This is a genomic window from Devosia indica, assembly GCF_003056405.1.
Classification (GTDB): Bacteria; Pseudomonadota; Alphaproteobacteria; order Rhizobiales; family Devosiaceae; genus Devosia; species Devosia indica.
On the sequence record NZ_PYVZ01000011.1, the window covers coordinates 1 to 16,715 of the forward strand.

Sequence of the window (16,715 nt, forward strand, 5' to 3'; positions counted from 1 at the left end):
CCGCCATGCTCCAGCACCATCCGCACCGCTCGGGTTCGCACCTCAGGGGAAAACTTGTTCGTTGTCTTGCTCATCAGGCTCTATCCTAATTGGGAGTTAGAGCCTCCGACAGTCCCGGCGCGGTTCAGGCAGAACCTGCGCCTGCAGTCCTACGATACCCCCGAACCCCATGATGGCATCTGCGGCGGCGGCGCCGAGATCGCGCTCGCCAATCGGGCCAGCGCCCGGCTGCTGCAATTGCTGAACACGAACCCGTTTACCGTGGAGACATTCGGCATCGACGGAACCGGCGAGCGGACATTGGCCACCATTCGTATCGCCGGCCGCGACGTTGGCGACTTCCTGATAGAGGAAGGGCTGGCCCGACGCTGGCCAGATGGCGAGGAGTTCTGGTGCTGAAGGTATCGGGCGTTCATCATCGGTTTGGGCTAGAAGCAGACATTTGTCACGGTAGACAATAGTCAACACAACCTAAGCATGTTGTGCCCGCCGGCCGCGGCCACTTCGAGCGCGCGCCGCGCCACGGCCTGGCCGCGCACATCGGCAAGATCGGGCAGGTCGCCGGGCGCGATCAATTGGCGGGCCGGCTGGGGACGCGCCTGCAATTGATGGCCGGTCAGGTGATTGGCCAGTGCGATCAGGCTATCCACGGCAATGATGTCGACATCCTCGCCGGCCCAGGCCGCTTCCGACCCGGAGGCCCGCGGACAGATAATCCCCATGCCCTTGGCGCTGGCAGCCATGGCCGCGGGAAGAACCCCGCCGACATGGGCAAGGCGCCCGTCGAGCCCCAGTTCGCCCAGCGCCATATAGCCCTCGAGCGCATCCTGCGGGATGGCGCCCAGCGCGCCCATCAGGGCCAACGCAATGGGCAAATCATAGTGGCTGCCCTCCTTGGGAAGATCGGCGGGCGCCAGATTGATCGTGATGCGCTTGGGCGGCAGGCCGAGTCCGGACGCGGTGAGGGCCGCGCGCACCCGCTCGCCGCTTTCGCGCACCGCCTTGTCGGGCAGGCCGACCAGCACCAACGCGGCCAGGCCGGGCGCAATATGGGCCTGCACATCGACCGGAACGGCCTCTATGCCCTGAAACGCCACAGTCGTTACGCGGGTGACCATCGGCTCTTGCCCCCAATTGCCGGGCCTGACGCTAGCAGATCGTTCATCGCCCAGCAAGAACGAAGAGCGAACGAAAGATGGCCTGTTAACCATGCGCGCTGCCACACTGGTTACCCTAAAACTCCATTAACCGGCCCATGTTGAATCAAGATGGAATTGTCCTCGTTGCGTTTGGGTGTTTTCCATAATGATGCTGTCCCTGTCCCGCTCTGCCTCCGCCGCGTTGCGTGGCGCCGTGATGAGCCTTGCCGTGGTGGCCCTGGCCGCCTGTGGCAGCATGGGTGGTCTGTATAACGCCATTCCCGGTGACAACCGGCCGCATTCGGGCGTCGACCGGGCGCGGTCCATGCCGATCCAGGGGATCGACGTGGCGCGCTATCAGGAGAATGTGGATTTTGCCCGGGCGCGCGCGGCTGGCACGCATTTCGTGTTCATGAAAGCCACCGAGGGCAAGGACTATATCGACCCCAATTTCCGCCTCAACTGGCAGCGGGCGCGCGATGCGGGCATGCCGCGCGGCGCCTATCATTTCATGACCTGGTGTTCGCTGGCGTCCGAGCAGGCAGCCTGGTTCACCCAGAACGTGCCCTATGATCCGAGCGCCCTGCCGCCGGTGCTGGATCTGGAATGGAACAATCATTCGAGCTGCAAGGTCAAACCGAACAAGGCTGACGCGCTCGAAAAAATCCGGCTGATGCTCGACGTCATGGAGCGCCATAGCGGCAAGCTGCCGATCATCTATACCGACATGAATTTCCATCGTGACATTCTGGCCGGCGAATATTTCCCCAATGCCTTCTGGCTGCGCTCGACCGCCGCCGAGCCGCATGAACGCTACGACAACCGGCCCTGGACATTCTGGCAATATACCCAGACGGGCGTAGTGCCGGGCGTGCGCGGGGAAGTCGACCGCAATGTGTTCTACGGCACCACCGAGGACTGGCTGATGTTCCTGCATACCGGCTGCGATCCGCGCGCCATTGCCGCGCTGCAGGCAACCGGCCGCTGCCTGCCTGCCAAATAGACTGCCATTTGGCGCTACCCAACCGGCCTGCCGCCGCATAAAGTTGTGCGGCGAGTTGGGCAAGGAGGGCAGGGCCGATGGGCTTTCTCAACGATTTGGGACTGGATGGTCTCAGCATCACGCTGATCGGGCTGGGCATATTGCTGGTGCTGGTGCTGTTTGCCGGCGCCAAGACCGTACCGCAGGGCTATAATTTCACCATTGAGCGGTTCGGCAAATATACCCGCACGCTCTCGCCCGGCCTCAATCTGATCGTGCCGTTCATCGATGTGATCGGCAAGAAGATCAACGTCATGGAGCAAGTGCTGGACGTTCCCCACCAGGAGGTTATCACCCGCGACAATGCGACGGTGACGGCCAATGGGGTGACGTTCTACCAGATCCTGGATGCCGCCTCGGCCGCCTATGAGGTGACCAATCTCGAACACGCCATTCTGAACCTCACCATGACCAATATCCGCTCGGTGATGGGCTCAATGGACCTTGATTCCCTGCTCTCCAATCGCGACGAGATCAATGACCGCGTATTGCGGGTGGTCGATGCGGCCGTCTCGCCCTGGGGTGTCAAGATCACCCGCATCGAAATCAAGGATATCGACCCGCCCAGTGATCTGGTGGATTCGATGGGCCGGCAGATGAAGGCCGAGCGTGAGAAACGCGCCACGATTCTGGAAGCCGAAGGCCGGCGACAGGCCGCCATTCTCAAGGCAGAGGGCGAGAAACAGGCCCAGGTGCTGGAGGCCGAGGGTCGACGCGAAGCCGCCTTTCGTGATGCCGAAGCCCGCGAACGCGCCGCAGAGGCCGAAGCCAAGGCTACCCAATTGGTGTCCGAAGCCATTGCCGCGGGCAATGTGCAGGCGATCAACTATTTCGTGGCCAACAACTACATCAAGGCGCTGGAAAAAGTGGCCACCTCGCCCAACCAGAAGCTGCTGATGCTGCCGGTCGAGGCGTCGAGCGTGATCGGGGCGATTGGCGGCATTGCCGAGATTGCCCGGGAAACCTTTGGTGCGGAAAAGCCGGTACAGCCGCGCCCGGCGAGCCGGCCGCCAGCCAGCCCGCCGCCCAGCGCGACGTCGCCGGCGCAGGACTGACGGATCCGGGCCATGCAGATTGTTTCCTTCCTGGTCGAGAACGGACCCTGGAGCTGGATCGTGGCCGGGCTGGTGCTGCTGGCGCTCGAGCTGGTGCTGCCCGGCGGCTTCCTGCTCTGGATGGGCATTGCCGGCATCCTGACCGGCATCATCACCCTGTTCCAGCCGCTGGCCTGGCCCCTGCAATGGCTGATTTTCGGGGTGCTTTCGCTGGTTTCCATCTATGCCTGGGTGCGACTGACCAAAAATCGCGCCACCCAGACCGACCGGCCCTTGCTCAACCAGCGCACCGAGCATTTCATGGGCCGGGAGGTGGTGCTGGACCAGCCTATTGTCGACGGCTTCGGGCGGCTGACCATGGGCGATACCAAATGGCGCGTCAGCGGCCCCGACCTGCCTGCCGGACAGCGGGTGCGCATCATTGGCGCCGAGGGCGCGGTGCTGCAGGTCGAGCCGGTCTAGGCAGTTCTGCGCAAGGTTTCATTAACCACAAAATGCAAAGATCGGGACCCGGCCTCATGGGCCTGTTCCGGCTTGCCCATGCCTGCCGGCTTGATCTGCGGAGCGGGACTTGGCCCGGCACGACCTGACAGCCTTGCGCATTTTGCTGACCAGCACGGTTCTGGCCGGTCCGGCGCTGGCTGACCCCCTGATCATTGATGAAACCAGCCTGCGCGAAGACCGGCTGGCGCCAGGCCTCTATCCGGCCGCGCCGGTGCCCGAGGAATTCGCGTTGCCCAGCGAGCCGGGTCACCCGCCGGTCGAAATCGACTGGTCGGTTGGCCTCAAGGGCAGTTACAGCAGCACCACCAGCGGCGAGCGCTTTGTCACCACGCTCAATCCAGCCATCTCGGCGACCCATCAGGGTGTGCGTACCGACCTGGTGCTGGAAGGCGATGCCGAACTGGCCCGCGACACCGACGGCACGTTGGGCGTTACCGGGCTCGACCTTGATTTTTCCGCCACCACCCGGCTTGATCGCGACACCACGATGAACGGCGGGGCCAGCCTGAACCTGTCGCGTGATCTGCCGTCGGTGCCCGGGCTCGATCCGGTCATCATCGAGCCGCCGCTCAGCGTCACCGGCCGCCTCGACGGCGGTATCGACCGGCAGTTCGGCAAGTTCAATCTGGGGCTTGATGGCACCATCGCCCGCACCGCTTATGGACCAACCACGCGCAGCGATACCGGCGTCACCGACAATTCGAACCAGAATGTCTGGGAGGGCGATGCGACCTTGCGTCTTGGCTTTCAGGCCACCCCAATCATCGAGGTGTTCACCGAAGCCGGGCTGGGTCGTGACTGGTATGACAGGACCGGGGCCGGCGGGGTCAAGGCCGATGCCACTAGCCGCACCCTGCGCGCGGGCCTTGCTGGCCAGTGGAACGGTCTTGTCTCGGCCAGCGCATCGGTGGGTATCGGTCAGCATGATTTCGACAATGCCAGCCTCAATGACATCACCACGCGGCTTTACGACGCCAGTATCACCTATACGCCCGACCCCACGCTCAACCTGACCGCCGCACTGGCCACCACGGTGGAGCCCACCGGCGCAGACAGCACGGGCACGGCAAGGGTCGCCCATACCGCAAGCGCCAGCCTCGGCTATACGGTCAATTCCTGGTTGCGCCTGCGTGCATCAGCCGACTGGGCCCGATCCTGGCTCGAAGGCAGCACGGAAACCGAACAGCGCCATGGCGCCGGCATTGGTGCGGATTACAAGGTCAATGCCCATACCGCCGTTTCGGCCGATTATGGCTATGCGCATCGCGACAACAGTGCCAGCGGGGTGCTCGAGAGCCACACCGTCAGCCTTGGCGTGACGGTGCGGCGCTGACCGGCACGGCTAGAGCTGGTCTTCCAGATCGAGCTTGCGCAATTCCTCGACAAAGCCGGGGCGGATATCGGGACGGTCCAGGGCAAAGACCACATTGGCGGTCAGAAAGCCCAGCTTGGAGCCGCAATCAAACACCTTGCCCTCATATTTCACCCCGGTGAAGCGTTGCTGGCCCATCAGGGTCTGCATGGCGTCGGTAAGCTGGATCTCATCGCCAGCGCCGCGGGTCTGCTCGGCCAGCAGGTCAAAGATTTCAGGCTGCAGGATGTAGCGTCCGGAGATGAACAGATTTGAGGGCGCCTCTTCGCGCTTGGGCTTTTCCACCATGCCATTGATGGCAAAGCCCTCATCCGGCCCATCGCCGCGCACCACAACACCATAGGAGGATACGTCCTCCCAGGCGCATTCCTCCACGCCGATGATATTGCCGGCGCGCTCCTCATAGGCATCCATCATCTGCTTGAGCACGCCCGGCTTGGCCTGGAAGATCATGTCGGGCAACAACAGGGCAAAGGGCTGATCGCCGACAATGTCGCGGGCGCACCAGACGGCGTGGCCCAAGCCCAGCGGCTCCTGCTGGCGGGTAAAGCTGGTGCGGCCCGCCGAGGGCAGGTCTTGCTGCAATTCCTGGAGCGCCTCGGTCTTGCCGCGGCTTTCCAGCGTCGCTTCGAGTTCGAACTGGCGGTCGAAATGGTCCTCGATAACGCCCTTGTTGCGGCCGGTAACGAAGACGAAGTGTTCGATGCCGGCCTCGCGGGCCTCGTCCACCGCATATTGGATCAGCGGCCGGTCCACGACCGTCAGCATTTCCTTGGGCATGGCCTTGGTTGCTGGCAGGAAACGGGTTCCCAGACCTGCGACGGGAAAGACGGCTGTACGGACACGTTTGGACACGCGATGCTCTCCTGAGTGGCATTCGAAGGGTAGTCGGCGTAAAGCTAAATCAACATCTGCCACATAATGTTGCAACCAAATAGCGTTGTGATGCCGGGAGTTAGCGATAAATGACAGTATTGGTTACCGGGGGCGCCGGCTATATCGGGAGCCATATGGTGCTCAATCTGGCCGATGCGGGCGAAAAAATCGTCGTGCTGGACAATCTGGTCACCGGCTTCGACTGGGCGATTGACGGGCGCGCGATTTTTGAAACCGGCCATGCCGGCGACACCGAACATGTGCTGGGATTGATCGAAAAGCACGCTGTTACCGAGATCATTCATTTCGCCGGTTCGATCGTGGTGCCCGAATCGGTGGTCAACCCGCTGAAATATTACGGCAACAACACTGCTACCTCGCGCAATCTGATCGAGGCGGCCGTCAAGGGCGGGGTGAAGCACTTCATTTTCTCGTCCACCGCCGCTGTTTACGGCATGACCGGGCTGGACCCGGTGGTCGAAGAGACCCCTCTCAATCCGATGTCACCCTATGGCCGGTCCAAGCTGATGACCGAATGGATGCTGGCCGATGTGGCGGCGGCCCATGACATCACCTATGGCGTGTTGCGCTATTTCAACGTGGCCGGCGCAGACCCGCAGAAGCGCTCCGGCCAGTCCACGCCCGAGGCCACCCACCTGATCAAGGTCGCCTGCCAGGCGGCCCTGGGCCAGCGCGAAAAGATGGATATTTTCGGCACCGATTATGAAACGCCCGACGGCACTTGCGTGCGTGATTATATCCATGTCACCGATCTGATCGCCGCCCATGCGCTGCTGCTCAAGCATCTGCGCGGCGGGGGCGAGAGCACCACGCTCAACTGCGCCTATGGCCGTGGCTATTCGGTGCGCGAAGTGGTGAACACGGTGCGCAAGGTCTCCGGGGTCGATTTCCGTGCCGATGAAGGCCCGCGCCGCGCCGGTGACCCGGCCTCGATTACCGCCACTGGCGAAAAGGTGCGGCAGATGCTGGGCTGGGTGCCTCAGCATGATGACCTCGAGGAAATCGTCGATACCGCCTTCAACTGGGAGCGGCATCTGATGACCCGCAATCGCTAGGAGAGGCCCAATGCGCACCCGGCTGGTGGTTCTGACCTGGCTGGCGCTGGTGGCGCCAGTCCTTGCCCAGCCGGCGGAGCGTTTTGAGGCCTTCCTGGCCGATCTTCGCAGCGAGGCGGTTGCAGCCGGTGTCAATGGCGCTTTCTATGACAGCATAATATCGGGCATGACGCCCGATCCGCGGGTGCCGAACCTGGTTGAGACCCAGCCCGAGTTCACCACGCCGATCTGGGACTATCTCGACAGCCGGATTTCCTCCGGCCGGATCGAGCGCGGCAAAACCGCCATGGCGCGCCAGGCAGAGCTGTTTGCGGCAGTGGGCCAGGCCTATGGTGTCGATCCCTATGTGCTCGGCGCCATCTGGGGCATGGAGACCGATTATGGTGCCGTGCTGTCCAATGACAATCTGATCCGGCCCATTGTGCGCTCGCTGGCCACCGTCGCCTGGCAGCGGCGCAGCCGCTTTGCCGAGGACAAGGCCGATTTCATCGCTGCGCTGAAACTGACAGCGGCCAATGGCGGGATGTCGCCGGTGGGCTCCTGGGCCGGAGCGATAGGGCATTTGCAGGTCAATCCTTCGAATGTTCTGGCGCATGGCACCGATGGGGATGGCGACGGCCGTATCGACCTCCACGCTTCCCTCGCCGATGCCCTGGTCACCAGCGCGGTCTATCTCCGCCGGCTGGGCTATCAGCCCGGGCTCGATTGGGGTTTTGAGGTCGTGGTGCCGGACAGTTTCGATTATCTGCTGGCCAGCCGCGACCAATTGCGGCCCGTCTCCTTCTTCGCCGAGCGCGGCATTGTCCGCGTGGCCAATCGGCAGTTTGCCGATCTCTCCACCCCGGTGTTTCTGTATGTGCCGGCCGGCCGGAGTGGACCGAAATTCCTGATGACCGCCAATTATCTGGTGTTCAAAGGCTATAATTTCTCCGACAGCTACGCCATGGCGGTGGCGCATCTGACCGACCGTCTCAAGGGCAGCGGGCCGTTCGTCACGCCATGGCCGCGCGATACGCAATTCCCCGATCTGGCGCAGCGCCAGGCCATTCAGCAGGCGCTCAAGCAATTGGGTCTTTATGACGGGGCGGTGGATGGCCGCATCGGCCCGATCACCCAGGCGGCCTATGCCCGGTTCCAGGCGCAGCGCGGCGAGATTGCCGATGGCTTCGTCACCCGCGCCGCATTTGACGCCTTGAGCGCAGCGGTCCGGTAACGGGGTGGCGAGCGGCGTGGTCAGGACCGGGCGCTGGTGGTAAAAGGCGGCAATTGCAGCCTTGCGGAAATGGCTATGAAACGGTTCGTCCTGTGTTGTCTGGTTAGCCTCGTTGTCCTGGCCGATTTCGGCCCGGCCTGGGCGCAGCCGCTCACGGATGACCGCATGCTGGTGGCCCAGGCCGAGCAGCCGCGCCGCCGCACGCTGTTCGACCTGCTGTTTGGCGAAGAGCCCGAACCCGCCCCGCAGGTGCGCCAGACCCAGCCACGCCAGCAGGCCGCGCCGGCACCGGCCGCTGCCCTGCCGCCACCCAAGCCCGCCATCGACAAGGCAGAGGACGCCACGCGCCTTGCGGTATTCGGCGATTCGCTGGCCATTGACCTGGCCAGAGCGCTGGAGCGCTTTTACGCCGAAGACCCCAATCTGGTGGTCGTCGAACAGGGGGTCAGTGCATCAGGTTTCGTGCGCGATGATTATTTCGATTGGAACGCGGCGCTGGCCGAGCAGATTGCTGCAGACAGTTTTGATCTGGCGGTGGTGATTATCGGCATCAATGACAATCAGGATCTCAACACCGGCGGCCAATCCTACGAGCCGCTGAGCGAAGGCTGGACCAGTGCCTATCAGGCCCGGCTCAACACGTTTCTCGAGCAGTTGCGGGCGGCGCGCAAACCGGTGATCTGGATGGGCATGCCGCCCATGTCGCGCAGCCAGTATTCGGCGGCGATCAGCCAGATCAGCGCCTTGCACCGGCTGGCAGCGTTTTCCGGGGGCGCTGAGTATCTCGACATTTTTGATCGCTTTGCCGATGAGGAGGGGAAATACACCTCCCATGGTCCAGATGTGAACGGGCAGAATGCGCGCATGCGCAAGGATGACGGCATTCATTTTTCGTCGGCCGGCTCGGACAAGCTGGCTTTCTATATCAGCCAGGCGATGCGCAGCTTTTATCGCGGCGGCCGGGTGAGCGTGGCCGTGGTCGATCCGCTGCAAGGGACCGATGCGGCGGCCATGCTGCGCCCGCCCTTCCAGGGTCTGGGGCAGATCCGACTGCTTGAAGTGGCCGGCACGGTGATGCCGCTGGGCCGGGCGCCGGAACGGGCCGGCGACCTGCTGACGGCCGGTGCGCCGATCAGTACGCCGGCCGCATTTCCGCTTGAGAGCCTGCTTGAGGCACCGGTCGGCCGTGTCGATGCCTTCGGTGTCGGTGTTTCACCCGCAAGCGAAGCCGAGCCGGTCAACAGCGCGCGCTAAAGCGTGGCGGTAATCGGGGTGAGCATTTCGGAGCGGACGGCACCGGTTCCGGCCACGCTTGTGGCCATGATGGCAAAGATCAGCAAAGCCAGGGCAGCAGCGAGACGCATATGGAAAAATCCCTATCCGTAGACCTGCGCTATTCCTGCGTCCGGATACGTCACGGTGCAATCACAGCGTTAAGACTTGCTTAACGCCGACAATTTTCAGCAAATTAGCGGCATTGGCCGCCTAGCCGCCCAACAGGCCGCTGGCCTTGATGCCATCGAAGACGAATTGCACCGCAAGAGCGGCGAGCAGAATGCCGACAACGCGCGAGACCACCGACAGTCCGGTAAGGCCGAGCAGGCGCTGGATCGGGATCGCGATGAGAAGGGTCAGCCAGCACAGGGCCAGGATCACCACGATGGCCGCCAGCACCAGCCAGAATTCGAGATCGGTGGTCGCCCCGGTGGTGAGCAGGATAACGGCGGAGATTGCGCCGGGTCCAGCCATCAGCGGCATGGCCAGGGGAAACACCGAAATGTCCTGGCTCTGGCGCGCTTCGAGCTCTTCTTCGTCCGTTGTCCCGGTGCCGCCAGAATGGCGGGCAAACACCATGTCGATGGCAATCAGCAGCAGCAGGACGCCACCAGCGGTGCGCAGGGCAGGAATGGTGATGCCGAACACATCCAGAATCGCATTGCCCAACACGGCAAAGAACAACAGGATCGCCAGCGCGATCAGCACGCCGCGCGTGGCAAAGGTGCGGCGCTGGGCCGGCGTATTGTCCTTGGTCAGCGCGGCAAAGATGAAGGCGATATCGGCCACACCGACAGTGGCGAACAGCGTGGCAAACGCGACGAGAAAAGTGTTCATGCAAGCTCCCCAGCCCAAGCCACAGCACTAGGGCATTTGCGCAGCCGCGCCAACCCTGTCAGCGGCGTCGCTCCGGACGATTGGGCGGGAGACTCTGTGCGAGCAAAGCGGCAGGAAGCTTCTTGTTCGCCCCTAGAACTTCCATCCCAATAATACACCCGTCCCTGTCGTAGTCAAAAACCACACCGCGTGAGACTTCTTCACTTTCCTGCACAGGCCCCGTCGAGAAATAGATATAGGCTGCGTCGGCCTCGGGGTCGTAGGTAACAATTGGTCCGCTCACTTTGGCCTCCGCCGCTTCTCGATCGCGTCCCAGATCAGCACCGCAATATCGGGTCCGCCGAAGCGTTTGATTTCGCGGATGCCGGTGGGGGAGGTGACGTTGATCTCGGTGAGATAGCCACCGATGACGTCGATGCCGACAAAGATCATGTCGCGCTCTTTCAGCGCCGGGGCAATGGTGGCGCAGATTTCCTTTTCGCGCTCGGTCAGCGGCGAGAGCTCGGGGCGTCCGCCCACATGCATGTTGGAGCGCGCCTCGCCATCGGCGGGAATGCGGTTGAGACCCATCACCGGCTCGCCATCAATGATGATGATGCGCTTGTCGCCCTGGCGCACATCGGGCAGGTAGCGCTGCACCATGAAGGGTTCGCGATAATTGGCCTCGAACAGCTCGAGCAGGCTGGCCAGATTGTGGTCGCCCTCCTGGATGAAGAACACGCCGGCCCCGCCATTGCCGTAAAGCGGCTTGACGATGATATTGCCGTGTTCCTTTCGGAACGCCCGGATCTCAGCCCGGTCGCGCGTCACCAGGGTCGGCGGCATCAATTCGGGGAACTCCGTCACCAGGATCTTTTCGGGCGCATTGCGCACCGCGGCAGGCGGATTGACCACCAGGGTGTTGGGATGAATGCGCTCGAGCAGATGGGTGAGCGTGATATAGTTCATGTCAAAGGGCGGGTCCTGGCGCATCAGCACCACGTCCTGGGTGGACAGGTCCACCCGTGCGGCTTCGCCCAGGGTGAAGTGCTCACCCTTTTGCGCGTCGCTCACCGTGACTTTCTGGCAGAGGGCGCTCACCACGTTGCCATTCAGCGACAGCGTATCGGGGGTGTAGTGCAGCAGTTCATGCCCGCGCGCCTGGGCTTCGAGCATCATGGCGAAGGTGGAATCGCCGGTCGGGTTGATGGTGGCAATATGGTCCATCTGGACGGCGACTTTGAGCGACATGGCAAGACTCACGCTGCGGGAAAGGCGTTGATGAGATGGCGTGGCCAGCGCCAGGGTGCAAGGAAAATCACGTCGAAACGGAAGTCCTTGCCAGATTCGGCCGGGTGGCGCGCCTGCCAATATTGGGCAGCGCGGGTGATGCGGCGGCGATTGATCGCAGCATGGGTCACATGCTCATCAGCGTTGCGGGCCCGCGCCTTGACCTCGACAAAAACGATGGTGCCGGCCCGCTCGACCACCAGGTCGATCTCGCCCATCGGGGTTTTGAAGCGGCGCTGGCGCAGGCGATAGAATTTCAATTGCAGGAACAGGGCGGCCAGCATTTCGCCGCGATGGCCAGCCCGTTCGGCGGCAATGCGCCGCTCACTGGGCGTTTTTGAGGGCGAGCGCGGCATCATAGACTTCCTTGCGCTTGAGGCCGAACCGCGTTGCGATCTCGTCGACCGCAGCGCGCAGCGGCTGTCCGGCCATGGCCTCGGAGAGGGCAGCCTGCCAATCCTCGGCAGATGGCGCACTGGGTTCGGCGGCGCCTGCCACGATAATGACCGCCTCGCCCTTGGTGCTCTCCTCGCTGAATTGGCCGGCCAAGTCGGCAAGCGACCCGCGAAAGGTGCGTTCAAAGCGCTTGGTCAGTTCAAGCGAGACGGCCGCCTGCCGGTTGCCCAGCACGTCGTGCATGCCGGCAAGGCAGGCGGCGAGGCGACGGGGTGATTCGTAGAACACCAGCGTTTCACGTGAATCCTTGAGTTTTTCCAGTGCATTGGTGCGGGCCCCGCCCTTGGGCGGCAGGAAGCCGTGAAAGGTGAAGGCATCGGTGGGCAGGCCGGCCACCACCAGCGCCGAGAGCAGCGCCGATGCGCCGGGGATGGGAAAGACCGGCAGGGCCTGTTCGGCCAGCGCCCGGATGAGCGGGAAACCGGGATCGGAGAGCAGCGGGGTGCCGGCATCGGAAATCAGGGCAATGGCCGCCCCGGCCGCCACGCGCGATGCGATCGCCTCTGCCTTGTCGCGCTCATTGTGCTCATGCAACGCCTGGCGCCGGCCCTTGATGCCGTAATGGTCGAGCAATTTGGCCGAAGTGCGCGTGTCTTCGCACAGCACCAGCTCGGCGCCGGCCAGGGTTTCGAGCGCACGCAGGGTGATGTCACGCAGATTGCCGATGGGCGTCGCCACGACATAAAGGCCCGGCGCCAAGGGCGGGGCTTCGAACCTGGTGCCGGCAATGAAATAGTCCCTATGCGCCTCACTCATCGCCTGCCCCATACGCATCTCAAACATTGGTTAACCATATGCGGCGACCTTGTTAACACATTGTGAGGATTTGAAACGGCATCGCATGGAAATGGGGGACAAAGGGGCAAGATGGAGCCGCCGCGCGGCCTTGGCGGGTCTGGCCTCGGCGCTGGCCGCCTGTTCTCCGGGTTCGCTGCAATGGGGGTCGCGCTCCTTCTCGCTGCCCTGGGCCGGTGATGGCGCCAACACTGGCGGCCTGTCCCCGATCGCCAGTGCCCCCAAGGAACAGTTCGGGCGCGGTCGCGTCAATGTGGCGCTCTTGCTGCCGCTCTCGGGCAATGCGGCGCTGAGCCAGTTGGGCACGGCGCTGGCCAATGCGTCAAAGCTCGCTATTGGGTTCATCGAGGCCAATCCCAATATCGGCGAGAACATCACCATCTCGCTGCGCGATACTGGCGACAGCGCGGCGGGGGCCACCAGCGCCGCCAATGCCGCCGTGGCCGATGGCGCCAAGCTGATCCTGGGGCCGGTGACGGCCGAACAGGTGAGCGCCGCCGGGGCGGCAGCGCGGGCGGCCAATATTCCGCTGATCGGTTTTGCCAATAACAGCGCGGTCGCCATGCCGGGCGTCTATGTGCTCAACGTGCTGCCCGAAACCGAAATGAAGCGCGCAGTGCGCTATCTGCGCGATCAGGGGCGGCGCGGGCCAGCGGGCATTTTTCCGGCAACGCCCTATGGCGAGGCCCTGGCCACGGCCTTCCGGCAACAGGCCATTGCCGCCGGGTTCAATCCCGGCGCGGTCTATACCTTTTCCAATATCAGCGAAGCCCAGCAGATCGTCGACCAGGCCAGGCCGCTGATCGAACGCGGCGCGATCGATGCCCTCGTCATGCCCGACCGGGCCAGCGCCCCGACCTTTGCCAGCTTGTTGGCACAGGCCGGCGCCACCCCTGAAACGGTGCAATTGGTCGGCTCGGCCGATTGGGCCAATGACCCCGCATTGCTGGGCAATCCGGCGCTGGCCGGAGCGATCTTCCCGGCGGTGGACGAGGCCGGGCTCAATGCCATTCGCGCCGATTATGCGGCGCGCTTTGGCGGCAATCCGCCGCAAATGGCCACCATTGCCTATACCGCCACGATCCTGGCCAATGTGAACACCCTCTCGCTGGCCACCCCGCCTTACGAGGCGAGCCTGCTCACCAACCCCGCCGGTTTTGCCGGGCGCGACGGCCTGTTCCGGCTCTATGCCAATGGGCGGAGCGACTATGCGCTGGTGATCCGGCAGATCAGTGCGGGCGGGGTGACGCGCCCGGTGGATGGGGCGAAGCTTTAGCCGAGGATATCCCGGCTCTGGATGCGGCTGACCCCTGCCGCTTCCATATCGGCCCAGGCCTGTTCCAGAGACCCGTTGGCATCGATGGCGCGGGTGGCGTCTTCGATGACGGTGACGTCAAAGCCCCCGGCGGCCCCGTCCAGCGCCGTCCAGGCGACACAGAAATCGGTGGCCAGCCCCACCACGAACAACCGTCCCACATCGCGTTCGTTGAGATAGCCGGCCAGGCCGGTCAAGGTTTCGCGGTCCGCCTCCTGGAAGCCCGAATAGCTGTCAATGGCCCGGTTGTAGCCCTTGCGGATGATGAGCTGGGCATGGGGTATGTTGAGATCCCGGCTGAGCTCGGCACCCTTGGTCTGCCACACGCAATGGTCCGGCCAGAGCACCTGGGTGCCATAGTCGAGTTCGATTGTCTCGAAGGGCGCCTTGCCCGCATGCTGGCTGGCAAAGGAAATATGGTCGACCGGGTGCCAGTCCTGGGTGAGCACGACATTGCTGAACCGGCCCGCCAGCTTGTTGACCAGCGGCACGATCTCGTCGCCCCCCGCCACCGCCAGGCTGCCGCCAGGCAGGAAATCATATTGCACATCGACAACGACAAGCACGTCTTGGGGCGTAATGGCAGTGGTCATGCGTCAGGATTCTCCAGCTCTACCCATTCGGCCCGGACCAGTCCGCGCACCGAATTGCCCAGCCAGATTGCATCGGCGGCGCGCAGATCGGCAAGCCCGAGCACGCGCTCTTCTGCCTGGCCGGTGGCGAGCAGCTCGGCACGCAGCGTGCCGGGCAGCACGCCGGAGGTCAGCGGCGGGGTGAAGAGCCGGTCCCCGCGCTTGATGAACAGGTTGGTAAACGAGCCCTCGGTTACTTCGCCGCGTTCATTGGTGAACACCAGCTCATCCAGGCCATGCGCCTCATGGGCCCGCTGGCGCGGCGCGTCATAAAAGGCACGATTGGTGGTCTTGTGCGCCAGCCAGATGCTGGCAGAATCCAACGCCTCTGTGGCAATGGCGAAGCGGAATTTGTCCGGGGTGGGCGGCAGCGGCACGGCGCCGAGGTCGAAGCCGTCGTCGGACAAGGTGAGCCGCACCCGCATGGGTCCGGTCCAGTCCAGGGCATGCGCGGCCAGGCAGGCCAGGGCCCCCTCGCGCGTCGCCGTCAGGCCAAAATAGGCCGCCGAGGCGATCAGGCGATCAAGATGCCGATCCAGCAGCGCATAGCCGTCCTCCGGCGTCCATTTGAAGGTTTCGATCAGGGTGACCGGCGGGGCCGGGTCAGACAGGAAACTCAATTTGAGCAGGGCCTCCTCATATTCATCGCGCGCTTCCGAATCCGCGACGATGCCGCCGCCAATGCCAATCTCGCCGCGCCCTTCGCTATCGATCACCGCCGTGCGGATAGCCACGTTGAAGGCAAAATCGCCGTTCGGGGCGAGATAGCCGATCGAGCCGGTATAGAGCCCGCGCGGGATCGCCTCGAGGGCGTGGATGATTTCCATCGCCCGCAGTTTTGGTGCGCCCGTGATCGAGCCGCAGGGAAAGAGATTTTCCAGCACCTCGACGAAACCCACACCCGGGCGGATTTGCGCCTTTATTCCCGAGGTCATGGTATGGAGGCTGCGATAGGTCTCAACGGTAAAGAGGTCCGTCACCGCAACCGAGCCGGTTCGGGCAATGCGGCCCAGATCGTTGCGCAGCAGGTCAACGATCATCAGGTTTTCCGCGCGGTTCTTTTCATCGGCGGCCAGGGCGGCCCGCCCGGCCGCGTCCTGGGCAAGGGTTGGCCCGCGCCGAAGCGTGCCCTTCATCGGCCGGGCGCTGAGCGCATCGGCAACCAAGGAGACAAACAGTTCGGGCGAGCGGGAGAGCACCTGGTGATCCCCGGCATCGAGATAGGCGCCATAGGCCGTCTGCTGGCTCTGCGCCAGGCGGCGATAGAGGCCCAGCGCATGCCCCTCAAGCATGAAGCGGGCCTTGAAGGTCAGATTGACCTGGTAGCTGTCGCCGGCGGCAATCAGCGCCTTGACCTGCTCGAAGGGTTTTTCATAGTCCGCAAAGCCGGAAACGGGGTTGACCGAAATGGCACGGCCATCGGGCGCCTCGGCCAGAAGCCGCCATAGCTGGTCGGCCCCAAGCCGCTCTGGTGCCTGATAGAGTCCGAACCAGAGCAGCGGGGTCTTGCTCCGCGCAGGGAGCAGCGCTTCAAGCCGTTCCTCGAAAATATGGCCTAGCTCATAGGCCAGGTAGCCGGCGGCCCACAGCCCGTCCCGGCCGGCCTTGGCGATCCGTGTCAGGGCGGCCCTGGCCTCCGCAGCCGTATGGGCGACCAGCACCGCGCGCGGGGCGCGAAACAGCAGGTTCTGGCCATCAGGGTTCAGATTGTCATGCAGCAAAAGGGTGCCGGGCGTCATCATGCTGCGCTCTTAGGCTGTTTGTTCGCCTTGGGGAATCATCCAATGCAGGCCGGTGCTTTGTCGAGGAAGCAGGAAATTCCCCAATACGCGCGCTTGAAGCGTTCATGACACCCCCCT

At 63.6% G+C, this 16,715-nt stretch carries 17 protein-coding genes and 1 pseudogene; 9 read left to right on the forward strand and 9 right to left on the reverse strand.

From position 1 onward, the window contains the following. The first annotated feature begins 66 nt into the window (after positions 1-66). Entirely contained in the window at positions 67-399 is a 333-nt protein-coding gene (locus DDE76_RS11585; RefSeq protein ID WP_158672389.1) for a thermonuclease family protein, read from the forward strand. Between the two features lie 74 nt (positions 400-473). Here DDE76_RS11585 and DDE76_RS11590 read toward each other — a convergent pair. After that, a pseudogene (locus DDE76_RS11590) lies at positions 474-1,118 on the reverse strand (magnesium chelatase domain-containing protein); the annotation flags it as partial. Positions 1,119-1,305: 187 nt separating this feature from the next. On the opposite strand from DDE76_RS11590, the gene DDE76_RS11595 reads away from it, so the two are divergent. The 4 genes from DDE76_RS11595 to DDE76_RS11610 all read left to right on the forward strand — a co-directional run bounded on the left by DDE76_RS11595 (position 1,306) and on the right by DDE76_RS11610 (position 5,073). Further along, entirely contained in the window at positions 1,306-2,142 is an 837-nt protein-coding gene (locus DDE76_RS11595; protein WP_104892650.1) for a glycoside hydrolase family 25 protein, read from the forward strand. A 77-nt stretch (positions 2,143-2,219) separates the two neighbouring features. Further along, a complete protein-coding gene (locus DDE76_RS11600) occupies positions 2,220-3,236 on the forward strand; it encodes an SPFH domain-containing protein (protein ID WP_104892651.1) in 1,017 nt (338 codons plus the stop codon). Positions 3,237-3,248: 12 nt separating this feature from the next. After that, positions 3,249-3,698: an NfeD family protein gene (locus DDE76_RS11605; protein ID WP_104892652.1), complete on the forward strand. Its 450-nt coding sequence runs from the start codon at positions 3,249-3,251 to the stop codon at positions 3,696-3,698. A gap of 109 nt (positions 3,699-3,807) precedes the next feature. Beyond that, entirely contained in the window at positions 3,808-5,073 is a 1,266-nt protein-coding gene (locus tag DDE76_RS11610) for an outer membrane beta-barrel protein (protein ID WP_104892653.1), read from the forward strand. A gap of 9 nt (positions 5,074-5,082) precedes the next feature. Here the strand turns inward: DDE76_RS11610 and galU are convergent, their stop codons facing one another. Continuing rightward, positions 5,083-5,967: a UTP--glucose-1-phosphate uridylyltransferase GalU gene (gene galU, locus DDE76_RS11615; RefSeq protein ID WP_104892654.1), complete on the reverse strand. Its 885-nt coding sequence runs from the start codon at positions 5,965-5,967 to the stop codon at positions 5,083-5,085. Between the two features lie 110 nt (positions 5,968-6,077). Between galU and galE the strand changes: the two genes are divergently transcribed. The 3 genes from galE (at position 6,078) to DDE76_RS11630 (ending at position 9,531) form a co-directional block, all read left to right on the forward strand. Then, positions 6,078-7,064 (forward strand): UDP-glucose 4-epimerase GalE, encoded by a 987-nt coding sequence (galE, locus tag DDE76_RS11620; protein ID WP_104892655.1) that lies wholly within the window; start codon positions 6,078-6,080, stop codon positions 7,062-7,064. A 10-nt stretch (positions 7,065-7,074) separates the two neighbouring features. Beyond that, positions 7,075-8,277 (forward strand): lytic murein transglycosylase, encoded by a 1,203-nt coding sequence (locus DDE76_RS11625; protein WP_104892656.1) that lies wholly within the window; start codon positions 7,075-7,077, stop codon positions 8,275-8,277. 75 nt (positions 8,278-8,352) lie between these two features. Further along, positions 8,353-9,531 (forward strand): SGNH/GDSL hydrolase family protein, encoded by a 1,179-nt coding sequence (locus DDE76_RS11630; RefSeq protein ID WP_157955769.1) that lies wholly within the window; start codon positions 8,353-8,355, stop codon positions 9,529-9,531. Between the two features lie 231 nt (positions 9,532-9,762). Here DDE76_RS11630 and DDE76_RS11635 read toward each other — a convergent pair whose 3' ends face one another. From DDE76_RS11635 to rsmI, 5 genes are read right to left on the reverse strand one after another with little or no spacing between them, the layout of a single operon-like run. Further along, complete coding sequence (locus DDE76_RS11635; RefSeq protein ID WP_104892658.1) at positions 9,763-10,389, reverse strand: MarC family protein; 627 nt, start codon at positions 10,387-10,389, stop codon at positions 9,763-9,765. 58 nt (positions 10,390-10,447) lie between these two features. Further along, positions 10,448-10,672, reverse strand: coding sequence for a DUF2283 domain-containing protein (locus DDE76_RS11640; RefSeq protein ID WP_104892659.1), 225 nt, complete (start codon positions 10,670-10,672; stop codon positions 10,448-10,450). Then, the gene (gene gshB / locus DDE76_RS11645; RefSeq protein ID WP_104892660.1) at positions 10,669-11,619 is read right to left on the reverse strand and encodes a glutathione synthase; all 951 of its coding nucleotides are present in this window, start codon (positions 11,617-11,619) and stop codon (positions 10,669-10,671) included. The genes DDE76_RS11640 and gshB overlap by 4 nt, the downstream gene beginning before the upstream one ends. Positions 11,620-11,627: 8 nt before the next feature. After that, on the reverse strand, positions 11,628-12,014 hold the full coding sequence (locus DDE76_RS11650) for a YraN family protein (RefSeq protein ID WP_198650900.1): 387 nt from the start codon (positions 12,012-12,014) through the stop codon (positions 11,628-11,630). Beyond that, a complete protein-coding gene (gene rsmI / locus DDE76_RS11655) occupies positions 11,983-12,897 on the reverse strand; it encodes a 16S rRNA (cytidine(1402)-2'-O)-methyltransferase (RefSeq protein WP_245891893.1) in 915 nt (304 codons plus the stop codon). The genes DDE76_RS11650 and rsmI overlap by 32 nt, the downstream gene beginning before the upstream one ends. 103 nt (positions 12,898-13,000) lie before the next feature. Here rsmI and DDE76_RS11660 point away from each other — a divergent pair, with 103 nt between their 5' ends. After that, positions 13,001-14,185 carry a penicillin-binding protein activator gene (locus tag DDE76_RS11660; protein WP_157955770.1) on the forward strand — a complete coding sequence of 395 codons (1,185 nt, stop codon included), beginning with the start codon at positions 13,001-13,003 and terminating at the stop codon, positions 14,183-14,185. Here DDE76_RS11660 and pncA read toward each other — a convergent pair. Then, entirely contained in the window at positions 14,182-14,817 is a 636-nt protein-coding gene (gene pncA / locus DDE76_RS11665) for a bifunctional nicotinamidase/pyrazinamidase (protein ID WP_104892663.1), read from the reverse strand. The two genes, DDE76_RS11660 and pncA, sit on opposite strands and share 4 nt — an antisense overlap. Beyond that, positions 14,814-16,598, reverse strand: a complete 1,785-nt coding sequence (gene pabB, locus DDE76_RS11670) for an aminodeoxychorismate synthase component I (protein ID WP_104892664.1) — start codon at positions 16,596-16,598, stop codon at positions 14,814-14,816. The genes pncA and pabB overlap by 4 nt, the downstream gene beginning before the upstream one ends. Positions 16,599-16,715: the final 117 nt, after the last annotated feature.

What these genes read in the sequence shown, in the direction of transcription:
- DDE76_RS11595 (WP_104892650.1), top strand. Translation starts at nt 1,306, where the DNA reads ATGATGCTGTCCCTGTCCCGCTCTGCCTCCGCCGCGTTGCGTGGCGCC.
- DDE76_RS11600 (WP_104892651.1), top strand. Translation starts at nt 2,220, where the DNA reads ATGGGCTTTCTCAACGATTTGGGACTGGATGGTCTCAGCATCACGCTG.
- DDE76_RS11605 (WP_104892652.1), top strand. Translation starts at nt 3,249, where the DNA reads ATGCAGATTGTTTCCTTCCTGGTCGAGAACGGACCCTGGAGCTGGATC.
- galE (WP_104892655.1), top strand. Translation starts at nt 6,078, where the DNA reads ATGACAGTATTGGTTACCGGGGGCGCCGGCTATATCGGGAGCCATATG.
- DDE76_RS11625 (WP_104892656.1), top strand. Translation starts at nt 7,075, where the DNA reads ATGCGCACCCGGCTGGTGGTTCTGACCTGGCTGGCGCTGGTGGCGCCA.
- DDE76_RS11630 (WP_157955769.1), top strand. Translation starts at nt 8,353, where the DNA reads ATGAAACGGTTCGTCCTGTGTTGTCTGGTTAGCCTCGTTGTCCTGGCC.
- DDE76_RS11635 (WP_104892658.1), bottom strand. Translation starts at nt 10,389, where the DNA reads ATGAACACTTTTCTCGTCGCGTTTGCCACGCTGTTCGCCACTGTCGGT.
- gshB (WP_104892660.1), bottom strand. Translation starts at nt 11,619, where the DNA reads ATGTCGCTCAAAGTCGCCGTCCAGATGGACCATATTGCCACCATCAAC.
- DDE76_RS11650 (WP_198650900.1), bottom strand. Translation starts at nt 12,014, where the DNA reads ATGCCGCGCTCGCCCTCAAAAACGCCCAGTGAGCGGCGCATTGCCGCC.
- rsmI (WP_245891893.1), bottom strand. Translation starts at nt 12,897, where the DNA reads ATGTTTGAGATGCGTATGGGGCAGGCGATGAGTGAGGCGCATAGGGAC.
- pncA (WP_104892663.1), bottom strand. Translation starts at nt 14,817, where the DNA reads ATGACCACTGCCATTACGCCCCAAGACGTGCTTGTCGTTGTCGATGTG.
- pabB (WP_104892664.1), bottom strand. Translation starts at nt 16,598, where the DNA reads ATGATGACGCCCGGCACCCTTTTGCTGCATGACAATCTGAACCCTGAT.